This is a genomic window from Curtobacterium sp. MCBD17_040 (assembly GCF_003234805.2).
In the GTDB taxonomy this organism is placed as follows: Bacteria; Actinomycetota; Actinomycetes; order Actinomycetales; family Microbacteriaceae; genus Curtobacterium.
In genome coordinates, this window is sequence record NZ_CP126273.1 from 2,721,784 (window position 1) to 2,737,231 (window position 15,448).

At 70.0% G+C, this 15,448-nt stretch carries 15 protein-coding genes, 1 tRNA gene and 1 pseudogene; 12 read left to right on the top strand and 5 right to left on the bottom strand.

All coding sequences use genetic code 11. The features are described 5' to 3' along the window. Window positions 1-233: 233 nt before the first annotated feature. Window positions 234-2,096 (top strand): pectate lyase-like domain-containing protein, encoded by a 1,863-nt coding sequence (locus DEI94_RS12700; RefSeq protein WP_111026378.1) that lies wholly within the window; start codon window positions 234-236, stop codon window positions 2,094-2,096. Between the two features lie 146 nt (window positions 2,097-2,242). Here the strand turns inward: DEI94_RS12700 and DEI94_RS12705 are convergent, their stop codons facing one another. Continuing rightward, window positions 2,243-2,692, bottom strand: coding sequence for a MarR family winged helix-turn-helix transcriptional regulator (locus tag DEI94_RS12705; RefSeq protein ID WP_111014044.1), 450 nt, complete (start codon window positions 2,690-2,692; stop codon window positions 2,243-2,245). A gap of 82 nt (window positions 2,693-2,774) precedes the next feature. On the opposite strand from DEI94_RS12705, the gene DEI94_RS12710 reads away from it, so the two are divergent. Next, window positions 2,775-3,518 carry an SDR family oxidoreductase gene (locus tag DEI94_RS12710; protein ID WP_111026377.1) on the top strand — a complete coding sequence of 248 codons (744 nt, stop codon included), beginning with the start codon at window positions 2,775-2,777 and terminating at the stop codon, window positions 3,516-3,518. A 134-nt stretch (window positions 3,519-3,652) separates the two neighbouring features. On the opposite strand, the gene DEI94_RS12715 is transcribed toward DEI94_RS12710, so the two are convergent. After that, window positions 3,653-4,540 (bottom strand): EamA family transporter, encoded by an 888-nt coding sequence (locus DEI94_RS12715; RefSeq protein ID WP_111026425.1) that lies wholly within the window; start codon window positions 4,538-4,540, stop codon window positions 3,653-3,655. A 68-nt stretch (window positions 4,541-4,608) separates the two neighbouring features. On the opposite strand from DEI94_RS12715, the gene DEI94_RS12720 reads away from it, so the two are divergent. Beyond that, window positions 4,609-5,544: a LysR family transcriptional regulator gene (locus tag DEI94_RS12720; protein ID WP_111026376.1), complete on the top strand. Its 936-nt coding sequence runs from the start codon at window positions 4,609-4,611 to the stop codon at window positions 5,542-5,544. An 86-nt stretch (window positions 5,545-5,630) separates the two neighbouring features. Here DEI94_RS12720 and DEI94_RS12725 read toward each other — a convergent pair whose 3' ends face one another. Continuing rightward, the gene (locus DEI94_RS12725) at window positions 5,631-6,176 is read right to left on the bottom strand and encodes a TetR/AcrR family transcriptional regulator (RefSeq protein ID WP_111010938.1); all 546 of its coding nucleotides are present in this window, start codon (window positions 6,174-6,176) and stop codon (window positions 5,631-5,633) included. A gap of 107 nt (window positions 6,177-6,283) precedes the next feature. Between DEI94_RS12725 and DEI94_RS12730 the strand changes: the two genes are divergently transcribed. From DEI94_RS12730 to DEI94_RS12760, 7 genes and pseudogenes are all read left to right on the top strand, one after another. Beyond that, window positions 6,284-6,646: a DUF4267 domain-containing protein gene (locus DEI94_RS12730; RefSeq protein WP_111026375.1), complete on the top strand. Its 363-nt coding sequence runs from the start codon at window positions 6,284-6,286 to the stop codon at window positions 6,644-6,646. Window positions 6,647-6,755: 109 nt separating this feature from the next. Next, window positions 6,756-7,208 (top strand): ester cyclase, encoded by a 453-nt coding sequence (locus DEI94_RS12735; RefSeq protein WP_111026374.1) that lies wholly within the window; start codon window positions 6,756-6,758, stop codon window positions 7,206-7,208. Window positions 7,209-7,369: 161 nt separating this feature from the next. Then, window positions 7,370-9,079, top strand: coding sequence for an MDR family MFS transporter (locus tag DEI94_RS12740; protein ID WP_502869638.1), 1,710 nt, complete (start codon window positions 7,370-7,372; stop codon window positions 9,077-9,079). A 4-nt stretch (window positions 9,080-9,083) separates the two neighbouring features. Continuing rightward, window positions 9,084-9,560 (top strand): MarR family winged helix-turn-helix transcriptional regulator, encoded by a 477-nt coding sequence (locus DEI94_RS12745; protein WP_111026372.1) that lies wholly within the window; start codon window positions 9,084-9,086, stop codon window positions 9,558-9,560. Further along, window positions 9,557-10,240, top strand: coding sequence for a TetR/AcrR family transcriptional regulator (locus tag DEI94_RS12750; protein ID WP_111026371.1), 684 nt, complete (start codon window positions 9,557-9,559; stop codon window positions 10,238-10,240). Before DEI94_RS12745 ends, DEI94_RS12750 begins: the two co-directional genes overlap by 4 nt. 178 nt (window positions 10,241-10,418) lie before the next feature. Further along, the gene (locus tag DEI94_RS12755) at window positions 10,419-12,509 is read left to right on the top strand and encodes a glycoside hydrolase family 76 protein (RefSeq protein WP_146249444.1); all 2,091 of its coding nucleotides are present in this window, start codon (window positions 10,419-10,421) and stop codon (window positions 12,507-12,509) included. A gap of 12 nt (window positions 12,510-12,521) precedes the next feature. Beyond that, window positions 12,522-12,997, top strand: a pseudogene (locus DEI94_RS12760) (LysR substrate-binding domain-containing protein); the annotation flags it as partial. A 30-nt stretch (window positions 12,998-13,027) separates the two neighbouring features. Here the strand turns inward: DEI94_RS12760 and DEI94_RS12765 are convergent. Then, window positions 13,028-13,588 carry a TetR/AcrR family transcriptional regulator gene (locus DEI94_RS12765; protein WP_111026369.1) on the bottom strand — a complete coding sequence of 187 codons (561 nt, stop codon included), beginning with the start codon at window positions 13,586-13,588 and terminating at the stop codon, window positions 13,028-13,030. A 94-nt stretch (window positions 13,589-13,682) separates the two neighbouring features. Between DEI94_RS12765 and DEI94_RS12770 the strand changes: the two genes are divergently transcribed. After that, the gene (locus DEI94_RS12770) at window positions 13,683-14,579 is read left to right on the top strand and encodes an SDR family oxidoreductase (RefSeq protein ID WP_111026368.1); all 897 of its coding nucleotides are present in this window, start codon (window positions 13,683-13,685) and stop codon (window positions 14,577-14,579) included. An 86-nt stretch (window positions 14,580-14,665) separates the two neighbouring features. On the opposite strand, the gene DEI94_RS12775 is transcribed toward DEI94_RS12770, so the two are convergent. Continuing rightward, window positions 14,666-14,737 (bottom strand) — tRNA-Gln (locus DEI94_RS12775). A 213-nt stretch (window positions 14,738-14,950) separates the two neighbouring features. On the opposite strand from DEI94_RS12775, the gene DEI94_RS12780 reads away from it, so the two are divergent. After that, on the top strand, window positions 14,951-15,445 hold the full coding sequence (locus tag DEI94_RS12780; RefSeq protein WP_111010929.1) for a MarR family winged helix-turn-helix transcriptional regulator: 495 nt from the start codon (window positions 14,951-14,953) through the stop codon (window positions 15,443-15,445). The last annotated feature ends 3 nt before the right edge of the window (window positions 15,446-15,448 follow it).

Consider the following 15,448-nt stretch of genomic DNA (forward strand, 5'->3'; position numbering starts at 1 on the left):
GTGGTCAGGGCCTCCATCGTTCTCCGGCTCCGGGGACGGCACTCAGGCGGGCTGCTGCGTCTGCCGCTCCCCACTCCGGCGCTGGTCCTCGGAGCCGACCGGTGTCCGTCCCGACCAGGGCGTTGATACAGTGCTCACACTCTTCACCCAGGCGGCCGATGGCGCCCGCCCCGAGGACACTGCTGTCCGCGGGCGGACGGCGATGCCGCCGCTGCAACGGAAGCTGGTCAACGATGCCCTCCTCACCGACACACACGCTCCGGACGAGACGGTCACGCCGTCGCCTGTTCGGTGCCGCCGTCGCCGTCGGCGCCGCCACACTCGGCGTCCTCGCGACCACCCAGACCGCGGTCGCTGCACCGAACCCGCCTTCCTCCGCGTTCGGGTCCAACGTCGTCGTGTTCTCCCCCGACATGCCGCAGGCCGACATCCAGGCGAAGGTCGACGCCGTGTACGCCCAGCAGTCCGCCAACGAGATGGGCTCGCAGCGGTACGCGCTGCTGTTCGAGCCTGGAACGTACGGATCGAGCACGAACCCGCTCGACATCCGCGTGGGCTACTACACCGAGGTCGACGGTCTCGGGCAGGACCCGTCCGGGGTCACCATCAACGGGGGCGTGACCGCGACCGGTACCGACGGCAGCGGCGCGCTCGACACGTTCTGGCGATCGGTCTCCAACCTGACGATCCACGTCGTCCCGACCGCGGACGCGTGCCACACGGGCAGCGAGATGTGGGCGGTGTCCCAGGCGGCGCCGATGCGCCGTGTCCACGTCGAGGACTACACGACGTTCATGCCGTACTGCGAGAACCCGAACTACGCGAGCGGTGGGTTCGTCGCCGACTCCGAACTGCAGGGCGGGGCGCTCAACGGATCGCAGCAGCAGTTCTACGTCCGCAACTCGGACCTCGGCGCCGGCTGGTCGAACGGCGTGTGGAACCAGGTGTTCTCCGGCGACGTCAACGCGCCGGCGCAGTCGTTCCCCCAGCAGCCCTACACGACGCTGGCGACGACACCGGCATCGCGCGAGAAGCCGTACCTCTACGTCGACGCGAACGGCGCCTACCGGGTGTTCGTGCCCAGCGCGCGAACGAACTCGGCGGGGACGACGTGGGCCACCGGGCACACGCCCGGGCAGTCGCTGCCGCTGAGCAGCTTCTTCGTCGCCCACCCGTCGGACTCCATCGCGAAGATCAACTCCGCACTCGCCCAGGGCAAGGACCTGCTCGTCACCCCCGGCGTCTACGACGTCGCACAGAGCATCGCCGTCAAGCGAGCGGACACGGTCGTCCTCGGGCTCGGCATGGCCACGCTGACCGCCCAGAACGGCGCCGTCCCGATGACCGTCGCCGACGTGCAGGGCGTCGACATCGCCGGCCTGACGTTCGATGCCGGTGCCGTGAACTCCCCGACGCTGCTCCGCGTCGGCACGGGCCACGACAAGGGCGGCAAGCACGTCGCGAGCGCCACGGACCCCACCGCGCTGCAGGACGTCTTCTTCCGCGTCGGCGGCCCCCACGTCGGCAAGGCCACGACGAGCCTCGAGGTGAACAGCGACGACACGATCCTCGATGACATCTGGGCCTGGCGCGCCGACCACGGCGTGGCGGGCTCCGTCGGCTGGACCGTGAACACGGCCGACACCGGCGTCGTCGTGAACGGGGATGACGTCACCGCGACCGGCCTGTTCGTCGAGCACTACCAGAAGGACAACGTCATCTGGAACGGTGAGCGCGGTCGGACGGTGTTCTTCCAGAACGAGCTCCCGTACGACGCCCCGAACCAGGCCGCGTGGCAGCACGACGGGGTGAACGGGTACGCCGCGTACAAGGTCGCGGACGACGTCCGGACGCACGAAGCGTGGGGCCTCGGCAGCTACATCTACACCAACGTCGACCCGACCCTCCACGCGACGCAGTCGTTCGAGGTGCCGAACACGCCCGGGGTCGTCATGCACGACCTCACGACCGTCGCGCTGAACAGCAACGCCGGGACGATCGACCATGTGATCGACGGCCAGGGGCCCGCCGCCACGAGCGCGAACACGGGGCAGCCGCAGACCGTCACCACCTACACCAACGGGACCGCTCAGTAAGGTCCAGGGCACCATCGAACGCCGATGGCCGGGAGCACACGCTCCCGGCCATCGGTGGCTCGGCGGTCGTGGTGGCGGATTCGACGAGCGCGCGACCCGCTCGAGGGCGCTCTCCGCGCCTCCCCCGCGGGACCGTCAGGACGACGTCACGCTGGTTGCGCCGGATGGGCTGCCAGCACATCGCCGAGGAGGCGGACGAGAGCGTCGCGATCGGCGGGGGACAGTGCTGCGAGGAGCTCGTCCTGCACGGCGTCGGCCTGCGTTCGGAGATCGGCGAGTCGTTCCCCGCCGTTCGCCGTGATCGTGACGATGTTCCGCCGTCGATCCGCCGGGTCAGGGGTCCGGAGCACGGACTCGTCGGCGTCGAGCCGGACGACGATGCCGTTGACGTTGTTGCGGTCCAGACCCAGCACCCTGCCGATGTCCGCCTGGCTCAGCGGGCCGTACTCCTGCAGCGCGGACAGCACCGCGAAGTCCGAACGCGCCTCGAGCGGCATGCGCGCAGCGGTCAGGCGGGTGCCGATCGTCGCCACCCGTGCGGCCTGCCAGCTGACGAGGGTGCGGAGCGCGTGAGGAGGTCGAGGATCAACCGACATGCACCGAGACTATCAGTTGGTATGGCCAACGAATCGGTGTTAGCGTTGGTGCTACCAACATTGGTCGGACCAAGGAGTTCTCATGCCATTCACCCCATCCCCCGCTTCACTCGCCGGTCGGCGCGTCCTGGTCCCCGGCGGAACCGGCGGCGTCGGCGAAGGTGTCGTCCGCGCGTTCCTCGATGCCGGCGCCGATGTCGTCGTTCCCACTCGCTCGGACGAGCGGGGCACGGAGCTGCGTGCTGCACTCGGCCATCTCGGGGTCTCGCCGTTGCTGCACCTCCCGACGCACGACTACACCTCCTTCATCGGAGCGGACGAGCTCGGCCGTCAGATGACCGAGCGGCTCGGCGGGATCGACGACGTCGTCGTGCCGGTCGGCGGATGGTGGCAGGGCGGCCCCCTGACCGGCATCCGCGAGGACGACTGGGGGGCCGCGTTCACCGGCCTCGCCACCGCGCACATGGCACTGGCACGGGCGATCGTGCCGCGGCTGAGCGGACTCGGCGCGTACACCGTGGTCGTCGGCCAGTCCGCCACGTTCCCCGTCCCGGGCAGCGGGCTGGTGAGCATGGAGCAGGCCGCGCTGCTCATGATGCAACGCGTCCTGGCCGCCGAGACGCCGGACCGCAGGATCCACGCCCTGGTCCTCGGCCCCGTCCGCACCCGATTCGTCGATGGCGAGCCGGAGCAGGTGTCCGCCGGCGAGGTCGGCGACGTGGCCATCGCGCTCTCCCGGGCCGCCGATGTCCCCAGCCGTGCCGTGCCCCTGGGCTCCAGCGGCGAGGCTCGCGCGCTCGTGACCGAACTGACGCAGACGGCCTGAGCGCGTTGCTCCACGTCCCTCTCCGGGCCACGAGCCGGGAGAGGGACGTGCTCGTCGAACGGGCTCGAGCGAAGCACCTGCTGCTCGCCACCCCCACCGATCGCTCGTGGCGATGTCGCCGCACAGGAGGGGCTTCAGCGGCTGCGAGGACGGGAACGAGGTCCGGACCTGGCCACGGCCACCGCGTCAGAGGCGACGATGAGCACGATCCCGCCCCACTGCCACGGAGCGAGTTGCTGCCCCAACACGATCAGCCCCACGGCAGCAGCGGCGACCGGGTTGAGGCTCATGACGATCCCGAACAACGACTGAGGGATCCGCCGGAGCACCACCACGTCGGGGGCGTAGGGGACCACAGACGAGAGGACGCCGACTGCCGTGCAGAGCACGCTGGTGGAGACGTCGAACCGCCCGGTCAGGAGCAGCGACAGCAGGATCGGCAGGGAGGCCAGCGCAGACGCGCAACTCGCCACGGCGGGTCCCTGGAGGCCCGGAAGCCGGCTCCCCACGACCCGGTTCAGCACGATGTACGCGGCCCAGCACAAGGCCGCGGTGCAGGCGGGCGCGACGCCGATCCAGTCGGTCGACGGACCGGGAGACACCAACAGGACCACACCCGCGCCCGCACCCACCGCGCAACCGGCCACCCGCCACGACCGTGCACCGACCAGGGCCACGGTGACCGGTCCGAGGAACTCGAGCGTGATGGCGAGGCCGAGTCCGATCCGCCCGATGGCGGTGTACAGGCTGAGGTTCATCACGGCGAACACCCCACCGAGCGACAGCGCAGGCCACCACTGCCCCCACGACATCCGGGCGAGGTTCGGTCGCGAGAGGGCGGTGAGCGAGATCGCGGCGATGAGCTGCCGCACGGCCACGACGCCCGGCGGGCCGACACGAGCGAAGGCGAGATCCCCCAGTGCCGCTCCGACCTGGTTGCTCACGGCACTGCCGAGCAGGGCGAGGACCGCCCCTCCGGGCACCTTGACCGAACCGCCCGATGTCACCACTTCTCCCGTCATGGTGAACACAGTGCTTCGCGGCTGCGCGATCGGGAAATGCAGACCACGACGATCTATACGCTGGACGCATGGACGTGACTCTGGTTCAGCTGCGCGCACTCGTGGCGCTGGTGTCGACCGGGACCTTCAGCGACGCGGCCATCGATCTCCACGTCTCGCAGGCCTCTGTCTCACGAGCGGTGCAAGCCCTCGAGGCAGCGCTCGGCTTCTCGCTCGTGCGCCGGACGACGCGCTCGCTCGAGCTGACGCCGCAGGGACGACGAGTGGTCGATCACGCCCGCCGCATCCTCGACGAGGTCGAATCGCTGCGCGACCTCACTCCGCGCGCGAGCACCGAGGTCCGCATCGGGTATGCATGGTCGGCCCTCGGCCGACACACGACGAGGTTCCAGCGCGAATGGGCGGCAGAGCACCTCGAGCCGGCACTCTCGTTCGTGCAGAGCAACACCCCGACCGCGGGGCTCGCCGAGGGCGGCGTCGACGTCGCGATCCTGCGTCGTCCTGTCGATGATCCTCGCTTCGACTCGGCTCCGATCGGCACAGAGCGACGCTTCGCGGCCCTCGCCTCCGACGATCCCCTGTCGCGACGCCGGAGCGTCACCCTGGCCGACTTCGCTGGCCGCACCGTCGGCATCGATCTGCGCACCGGGACCACAACAGCCGACCTCTGGGCAGGCATCTCGGCCCCGGCGGCGTTCCGTGACACCCGGCACGTGGACGACTGGCTGACGCTGGTGGCCGCCGGTCAGGTGACCGGGATGACCTCGGAGGCCACTGCCGTACTGCACGCTCGAACCGGGGTCACGTTCCGGCTCGTTCGCGACGCTCCCCCGATCGAAGTGCTGATGGCGTGGCGAAGAGCGTCGGCACCTCCCGCCCTCGCTGCGCTGATCGAGAAGGCTCGGGGACTCCTCGCCGATCCGATCTCCGGTACGAACGACCGTCGAGTGGGTGGTCCGTTCCCGTTGTCAGCCGCTGGATTTCGACCGTCCGTTGGTCCCTGAGTCGAGGTCTCCGGAGCGGGGCCGGGCCGCAGCATTGATGGCCACGGCGACGCCGCAGAGCGCGGAGGCGCGCCTCGCGTCGTTCGTCACAGGCCCGAGCTCCCGGTGAGTACTCGATGGGCGTGGTCGAGCCGGGCACGCGATCGCACCGCTGGGAGGCGCCCGCCGATCTCGAGCGTCGCCAGCCCGTGGACCGTGGCCCACGCGACCTCGGCCGCCGTGTCGTCCGGAGCGGGGAAGGCCGCCTTGATCGCGGCGAACCCACGTCGGAGCGCATCGGGAACGGATCCCGAGCCGAACTCGAGCCCGGACGGCATCGAGAACATCGCCTCGTAGAGACGGGGTCGGCCGACGGCGAAGTCGAGGTACGCCTGCATCCGCGGCAACGGCTCGGCAGGAGCGGCTTCGAGTGCTGCCGCGAGTTCGCCGAAGCCGTCGAGGGCCACGGCGTCGATGAGCGCCTGCCTGCCTCCGGCGAACGCGGAGTAGATGACGGGCTGGGTGACGCCGAGTTCGGCAGCGAGACGGCGCATCGTCACCGCCTCCCACCCTTCGGCTTCCGCGACGCGGCGGGCGGCGCTGACGATCTCGTCGCGCCGGTGGTCGAGGTCCGGTGCTGGTCGTGGGGACATGCTCCGAGAGTATCAGAGCAAAGTTAGATAACACGGGTAGACATCGTCGGCGAGAAGCGCTACGGTCGTTGCAGATCAGCGTTACCTAACAACGAAAGGAATCACTCGTGTTCATCGCAGCCTTCTCCGTCGCCATTGCCGGATGCCTCTTCATCCTCTTCATCGGCGGCCGGTTCCTCATCGCGCCGGCGATCGCCACAGCGGGGTTCGGCGTCGCCGAGGACCGTCGGCGCGCGTTCACGAGCATCAAGGGGGTCCGCGACATCACCTCGGGCATCGTGCCCCTGGTCGTCCTCGCCGTCGCCGGACCGCACGTCTTCGGTTGGGCGCTCCTCGCTGCGGCGATCACCCCGATCGGTGACGCGATCATCGTCGTCACCAACGGCGGCACCTTCCGCCAGGCCCTCAGCGTCCACGGCACCACGGCGCTGCTGCTCGTCATCGCCGGCCTCGTCCTGGCACTCGCGTGACCTCGGCGCCGCATCGTCCGAGGCGGCCCGGCGGCCGGTCGACCCACCCCGCCGCCTGATCTCTCCCACCACCAACACCCACACCACCGCCACGAAAGGTCCGAACCCCATGAGCACCACGAACGAGCACGACACCACCACCGCCGAGATCGTCCTGGCTTTCTACGAGCCCTTCCGGACTGGTGACACCTCCGTGTACGACGAGGTCCTGGCGGAGGACTGGATCGACCTCCCCCTCGCCCCGGGCCAGGAGCAGGGCCCGGCCGGCATGACCGCACAGATCGCGCTGTTCCGTCACGCGATGCCTGACTACAGCGTCGAGCACCAGGACGTCATCGTCCAGGGCGACAGGGTCGCTGTCCGCAACACCGTCTCGGGGACGCATCAGGGTGCGTTCATGGGTCACGAGCCCACCGGCAAGCGCATCGAGATGCGCACCATGGACATGCACCAGGTCCGCGACGGGAGGATCGTCGCCACCTGGCACCTCGAGGACTTCGCCGGTCTCATGGCCCAGCTGAACGCCCGTGTCGACGCGCCCACGCCCGCTGCTTGGGGATAGGCCTCGACCCGGTCGAGGAGCGTCCCTGCTCGGCCGGGTCGGGACCCGCGCGCGTCGTCGGACAGCACCGAAGCGTTTGACATACGTCAACAAAACGCTATAGTTGACCTCTGTCAAATTTCAGGGTGCAGAGTGGCATCCGTCCCGTCCAGGAGTCCCCGATGTCACGTTCCGACGCCACTGTCCGTCAAGATCACCCCGCCGAACCCACGGCCATGTCCCACCGCCAAGTCCTCGAGGCACTGTCCGGGCTGTTGCTCGGCATGTTCGTCGCGATCCTCGCGTCGACGGTGGTGAGCACGTCCCTCCCGAAGATCATCGGTGACCTCGGCGGGGGCGAGAGCGCCTACACCTGGGTCGTCACCTCGACGCTCCTGGCCACCACCGTCTCCACCCCGGTGTGGGGCAAGCTCGCGGACCTGTTCAACCGGAAGCTGCTCATCCAGCTCGCACTCGTGATCTTCGTCCTCGGATCCGCGCTCGCCGGCTTCTCGCAGAACCCCGGGACACTCATCACGTTCCGTGTCCTCCAGGGCCTCGGCGCTGGTGGCCTCACTGCGCTGAGCCAGATCATCCTGGCCGACATCATCAGCCCGCGGGAGCGCGGCCGCTACGGCGGCTACTTCGGCGCCGTCATGGCAGTCGGCACCGTCGGCGGTCCGCTGTTCGGGGGCCTCCTCACCGACAGCCTCGGATGGCGCTGGAACTTCTTCGTCGGCGTGCCCTTCGCCGTCGCCGCGATCATCCTGCTGCAGATCACCCTGAAGCTCCGCACGTTGCCGAAGCGCACGGTCTCCATCGACTACTTGGGCATCACGACCATCGCCGGTGGCGTCTCGCTGCTGCTCATCTGGGTCACCCTCGCCGGCAAGAACTTCGACTGGGTGTCGCCGACCTCGTTCGTGATGGTCATCGGTGCCGCGATCCTGCTCGCGGCCACCGTGTTCATCGAGCTCCGCGCGAAGGAGCCCATCATCCCGATGACCCTCTTCAAGAACCGCACGTTCTCGATGGCCGTCATCGGTTCGATCGCCGTGGGCATCGCGATGTTCGGCGCGACCGTCTACCTGGCGCAGTACATGCAGCTCGCTCGTGGCGCGAGCCCGACGCAGTCCGGCCTGTTGACGATCCCGATGATCGCCGGTCTGCTCATCGCGTCCACCGTCGGTGGCAGCTTGGTCACCAAGACGGGCAAGTGGAAGCCGATCATGCTCATCGGGTCGATCGCCCTCGTCGTCGGACTCGGCCTCATGGGAACGATCGAGTACGACACGCCATACGTCGTCGTCGCTGTCTACATGTTCGTCATGGGGGCCGGTGTCGGCCTGGTGATGCAGAACCTCGTCCTCGTCGTCCAGAACACCACCGAGCCCGCGAACATCGGTGCAGCATCCTCCGGGGTCGCGTTCTTCCGCTCCCTCGGCGGCGCGATCGGCGTCTCCGTCCTCGGCACCGTGCTCGGGACCCGCGTCGCGGACGCCATCAGCGACAAGCAGGATGCTCTGACCAAGGCGATCACCGCGCTCGGGGAGAAGGGCGTCGCGGTCGCGAAGGAGCTGTCGTCGGGCAGCATCCCCGCCGTGAGATCGCTGCCGCACAGCGTGCGCCAGATCATCGAGTCGGCGTACGGCCAGGGTGTGGCCGACGTGTTCCTCATCGCAGCGCCGATCGCGATCGTCCTCGTGCTCGCGATCGTGTTCATGCCGAACGTGCCGCTCACCACGAAGACCGTCGCCGAGCGCTCCACCGACAGTGGACCTGCCGCCGCTGCCGCTGAGGACTTCGCGGGTATCGGAACGGTGACCGGCTCGAACCCGACGATCGTCGAAGGAGATTCGCAGATCGCGAGCGGACGTCGTGCACGACACTGATGTCATGATCGACACGACCCCGGCCGCTCACCAGTGTCCGGCCCGGCCCGGCGACCCGGTGTCGGAGGAGGTCGACAGCGCGATCGTCAGCATCGAGCGGCAGGTCCTGACCCTCTTCGCCTCCTCTCGTCGCGCCCTGCGCGAGCAGGCCGCAGAGATGGAGCTGCAGCCCGCCGGGTACCGGGTGCTCCTCGAGATCGTGCTCACCGGGAGCATCGGCGCCGGCGAGCTCGCGGAAGCACTCGGTCTCGACAGGGGCGCCCTCAGCCGACAGCTCGGCGCGCTCGAAGCGCTCGGACTCGTCACGCGAGAACGTGGCTCGGGTGATCGTCGCGCCGTCGTCATCCACCCCACTCCCGACGCCGTCCGGCGGGTTCAACGCATCCGCACGAGCGCGCGCACGGCATTCCGTGAACGGCTCGCGGCTTGGCCACGCGGCGACCTCGAGGAGCTCGCCAGGCTCCTCGCCAACCTCTCGTGACCCTGGACGGCCGGGGGAGCGGCGCGGGCGAGGTGACCAGCCCGACGGCGAGGGAACCCGACGGCTCCGGCCCCGCTCCGCTCGGTCTGCGCGAACGCAAGCGGGAGGAGACCCGTCGGCGCATCATCCGAGCAGCCCGAGCCGGATGCCTCGCGGTCGGGATGGAACACCTCACGATCGACATGATCGCGCGCGACGCCGACATCTCGCCCCGGTCGTTCTTCAACTACTTCTCGAACAAAGAAGCAGCGATCGCCGGAGTCGTACCGGGCACCGTGCAGACGCTGACCGCCGACGAGCTGGACCGGCTGCCCACCGATCTCGTGGACGCGGTCGTGACGATCGTCATCGCGGTCCTCGGCCGGCAGGTCGACAGCGAACACGGGGACCTGCGCCGCGAGGTGTTCGCCCGCTACCCACAGCTCCTCGACGAGTTACGTCCGATCTGGAAGGCCTCGGTGCAGAGCGCCACCATGTCGGTCGCCGAGCTCCTCCGGCAGCGGGGCGTCGCAGCGGACCGGTCCGGGATCGTCGCGCCCACACTCGTCGCGATGTGCGTCGCGGTCGTTCGTTCGATGCTCTCGACCGGTGCACTCGACAGTGTCGACGTACCCCGAGAGATCGGTGCGGTCGTGGATGCGCTCCGATCGACGGTCGACGTCATCAACGGCAACACCTGACGACGGTCAGCAGCCCCCGGTCGACGAGCCCGCCGTGATCCCGACACGCGAACGACCGTCGGCGCCCCGGACCGGCGCGATCGGAGGCGCACCAGAGGCTCCTTGACGCGTGCGCGAGCGAACGGTTAGCGTCTGGAACGATCTCCGCGTCGACGATGACCGGAGCGAGGGAGCCACCGTGAAGCGAAGCGCACGCAACCGAGCAGGGGCGATCGTGGCGGGTACCGCCACCGCCGCCGTCCTCGCCGTTCTGGGAGGAGCCCCGGCGGCATTCGCCGCTCCGGCCCCGGACCACTTCCCGCCGGGGGTCGCCAGCAAGCAGAACCCCGTGGACACGCAGCGCGCCGTCGAGACCTACCAGGCGTTGCAAGCGAACCTCTACGACCCGGCGCACAAGCTGTACGTGAGCAGCGACGCCCGCGAGCCGTACGGCTACCTCTGGGACTACGTCAACGGCTTCGCCGCGACCGATGCGGTGGCATCGCTGCCCGGCGTGGGAGTCCGCTACGCGCGGGACCTGCAGGCCCGAGACCAGGGGATCCAGGCCTACCACGACACCCACGAGACCAGCCCCACCGGTGCCGCCCAGCCGCCGGCCTACGCGTCCGGCGTGCTGCCCCCGCTCGGCCCCGACCAGCCCACGTACTACGACGACAACGCCTGGGTCGGCCTGGACTTCCTGCAGCAGTACGCCATCGACCACCAGAAGCGGAACCTGGCGCAGGCCGAGGGCGTCTTCAAGTTCGCGGTCAGCGGGTGGGACACCGACTCGACCGGTGCGTGCCCGGGTGGGGTCATGTGGGAGGACACCGCGGACTCCCCGCGCAACACGATCTCCAACGCCCCGAACGCCGAGGTGGGCCTCGAGATCTACCAGGCCACCCGTGACCCCTACTACCTGACGTGGGCGACCCGCATGTACAACTGGGCCCGCGGCTGCATGATGAACGCGAACGGGATGTACTACGACCACATCAGCCCGGACGGGAGCATCGACCAGACCCTGTGGAGCTACAACCAGGGCACGATGATCGGAGCGGGCACGCTGCTCTACGAGAGCACCGGGAACCGCACCTACCTGCACCAGGCCGAGCAGACCGCCGCCGCCTCGGTCAGCTACTACGGCACGAACGGGAACCTGTACCACCAGCCCGACGTGTTCAACGCGATCTTCTTCCGGAACCTGTTCGGGCTGGCCGCGATCAACCACGACCCGAGCTACGCGCGGATGGCGGCCGCCTACGCCGACACCGCATGGGTGGAGGACCGCCAGTCGAACGGACTGTTCAACGACCCCGACGCCTCGGGCGGCGAGTCGCCCGTGAACCAGACGGCGCCGATGGTGGAGATCTACGCCCTGCTCGCGAAGAGCGCACCCGTCTACGCCGCGACCGGTTCGACCAACCCGTCCTCCGTGGCCGTGCAACCCGGCACGTCGGGCACGACCACGCTCAGCATCCAGTCGGTCGAGGGCCGCCCCCAGATCGTGCACTGGACAGCGAAGGCCCCGGCCGGACTGACTGTCCGCCCGGCATCCGGCACCCTCGTCGTCCGCGCGGGCGGCACCGCGAGCACGCCCGTCTCGATCACCGGAGGCACCACCGACGGCAACCAGCAGGTCACGTTCGCCTTCTCCAGCACGGCCGGTGCGGTCCCGTCGGTGACCACCTCCGTGCTCGTGGCCCGACCCGGCGACCTGGCTCCGTACTACGACAACACCGGCATCTCCGACGACAGCGCGCAGTCGACCGCCGACCTCGACGGGTACGGGTTCAGCTACTCGGCGCAGGCACTGGCAGCCAGCGGACTCACGCCTGGTGCGACCGTCACGAGTGACGGCATCCAGTACGACTGGGCGGGCACCCCCGGGCAGCCGGACAACATCGTCGCCGCCGGCCAGGTCCTCGCGGTCCCGGCCATCGCGGGAGCCACCGAGCTCGGCATCATCGGCTCGGCGACGAACGGTCCCTCGACCGGTCCGTTGACCCTCACCTACACCGACGGCACCACGCAGCAGGCCACACTCGGGTTCAGCGACTGGACCGCCAGCAGCCCGTCATTCGGCAACGGCACCGCCGCCTCCACGCAGTACCGCAACAGCACCGGCGGTTCGTCGCAGGGGCTCGGGACGCACCTCTCCACGACGAAGATCGCACTGGCGGCCGGCAAGACGCTCGCGTCGGTGACGCTCCCGACCCGCGCCGACCAGGGGCTGCTGCACGTGTTCGCGCTCGGGACGGACAAGGGGGCGCTGACGACGGCGGGCTGACGGGCGACCTCCTTCAACGAGAACGTCATCGGCAAACTGCTCCGGGACGCGGGACTCGCGTTCCACCCGCTCTTCATCGCCGAGCCGCACATCTTCGTCGCTCGGGGGAACCCGTTGGCGTCGCGAGGGCGCGCGACCCTCGACGACCTCGCCGACCTCCCCCGGCTCACGTTCGACCAGGGCGCGAAGAACTCCTTCTACCTGGCCGAGGAGATCCTCTCCACCCTGTCGAGCAAGCGGGAGATCCGCGTGTCCGACCGGCCACGATCTTCAACCTCATGACCGGGCTCGACGGGTACACGATCTCGACGGGCATCATCAGCGACGACCTCGACCCCGCGATCGTCGCCGTGCCCCTCGACGTCGACGAGCGCATCGAGATCAGGTGGATCACCCACGCCTCGATCCCCCTCACCGAGCAGGCACAGCGCTACCTGGCGGAGGTGCGGGCGGTGGTGAGCGGATTCGGGGTGGCCGTGCTGGGGTAGGCGACGAGCGCCTCCCGGCCCTGCCCTGACTCAGCTCGTGGTCAGCGCAGCGAGGAGGTCGAAGGCCTCGTCGATGTGGACGGTCAGCGGGCGCTCCGGCCCGGTCAGCCACAGCGACGCAGCGCGATGGAACGTCGCCCACCCGACGACGCTCGCGAGACCTGCTTCCTCGTCGGACGTTCCGCGCGCCCGGAGCGCCTCGGCGAGGACCGACGCCACCGCGGCGCCCTTGGCGAGGTCGCGCTCGGCGAGCGCGGGTGTCGCGGCGATGACCCGGAGCCGCCGCGCGCCGCTGGCTTCGTTCGCCTCGAGGACGTGCGCCGAAGCCCGGAACGCCGTGTGGAGCGCTTGCATCGGGGTCGCCGCGTCGGGGGCGTTCCGCACGGCCTCGGCGAGCGACGCCGCAAGGGCGTCCTCACCGTCGAAGAGCACCTCGCGCTTGTCGGGGAAGTGCCGGAAGAGGGTCCGGTGGTTGACGCCAGCGCGGTCGGCGATCTGCGCCGTGGTCGTCGAGTCGTAACCGATCTCCGTGTACAGCTCGAGCGCCGCCTGCTGGAGCCGCTGCCGCGCTGCTGCTCCACTCCTCGGCATCCCTCAAGCCTACCCGCTCACCCGGTTGCGCCAGTGAGTGGCGCAACGTAGTGTCACTTCCTGGCACTACGCGGTGCCTCGAGAGGAGTTGTCCATGCACGTCTTCATCACGGGAGGCACCGGGCAGACCGGGCCCGCGATCGTCGCTGAGCTGGTTCGCGCCGGCCACCAGGTCACGGGCCTCGCACGTTCGGACGTGGCCGCGACCCGGCTGACCGGGCTCGGGGCGACACCGGTCCGCGGCGCACTCGAGGACCTCGACGTCCTGCGCCAGGCCGCTTCGGCGGCCGACGGCGTCATCCACATGGCCTACGGCGGGGACTACGCCGAACCGGAGGCCATGATCCGCCGCGACGTCGGCGCGATCACCGTGATGGGGGAAGCGCTCGTCGGTACTGGGAAGCCGCTCGTCGTCACGTCGGGCACGCTGGTCCTGCCCTTCGGGCAGCCCGCGACCGAGACCACCGCTCCCGATCGCGCCGGGGCTGCAGCAGCCCGGCTCGCTGGTGAGGACGCCTGCCTCGCATTCGTCGACCGGGGCGTACGCGCGATCGTCATGCGGCTCGCCCCGACCGTCCACGGCCCAGGAGATCACGGCTTCGTGCCGATGCTGATCACCACGGCGCGCACGACCGGTGTGTCCGGGTACGTGGGCGACGGCTCGAACCGGTGGCCCGCCGTGCACCGCGCCGACGCGGCGGTGCTCTACCGGCTCGCCGTCGAGTCCGCACCGCCCGGGTCCGTCCTCCACGCCGTCGCGGAGACCGTCGCCTTCAGCGCCATCGCCGGAACGATCGGTGAGGGTCTCGGACTGCCGGCCACCTCCATCAGCGCGGAGCGGGCCGGGACGCACTACGTCAGCCCCTTCATGGCCCTGCTCTACGGCGCCGACGCACCCGCGACGAGCACGCGCACCCGGGAGCTCCTCGGGTGGACGCCCACACGGGAGGGGTTGCTCGACGACATCCGGGACGGCGACTACCTGGACTGATCATCGTTCGTCCATCCACCGTTCGACCGGGGCTTGCGGAGGACCCGCCCATCGCGCGTCGGGCAACTCCCTCGGTGACCTGCCGGCTCCGCCTCCAGGATTCGAACCCGGACCCCACAGCTCCAAAGGCTGATGTGCTGCCGTTACACCAAGGCGGACCACGCCCGGAGGCGCCCCGACATCATCCCATGCAGCATCCGCCGCCCCGTGCGCCCGCCGACCAGCGCCACCATCAGCCGGTCGGGAGGCCCGCCACCAGCCCGCGCCGCCCCTCCCGTCCAGCGACCGACCGGACCACCCGCCGGCCGGGAGGCCCACCACCAGCCCGCGCCGTCCCTCCCGTCCGCCGCCACCGCTGCCATGATGGACGGATGCCGCAGGAGGACGAGGTCGACCGCATCGTCGCGGCGTGGCATCGCGAGCGACCGGACCTCGACTTCGCGCCGCTGCACGTGCTGTCGCGGGTGGGGCGGCTCGCCCGGCACCTCGACCGCGCGCGGCGGACGGCGTTCGCGGCCGGGGACATGGAGTCGTGGGAGTTCGACGTCCTGTCGGCGCTGCGCCGCGCGGGCGAGCCGTACGAGCTCAGCCCGAAGGCGCTGCTGCAGCAGACCCTGGTGTCGAGCGGCACGATGACGAACCGCGTGGACCGCCTGGCGGACCGGGGGCTCGTCGAGCGGCGAACGGACCCGAGCGACGGCCGAGGCGTCCTCGTCACGCTGACGCCCGAGGGTCGGACGGCGGTCGACGCCGCGATCGCGGGACTGGTCGAGGCCGAGGCGGCGATCCTCGCGGACCTCTCCCCCGCCGACCGGACGCAGCTGGCGGGGCTGCTCCGCTCGCTGAGCATCAGCCTGGGCGACTGAATC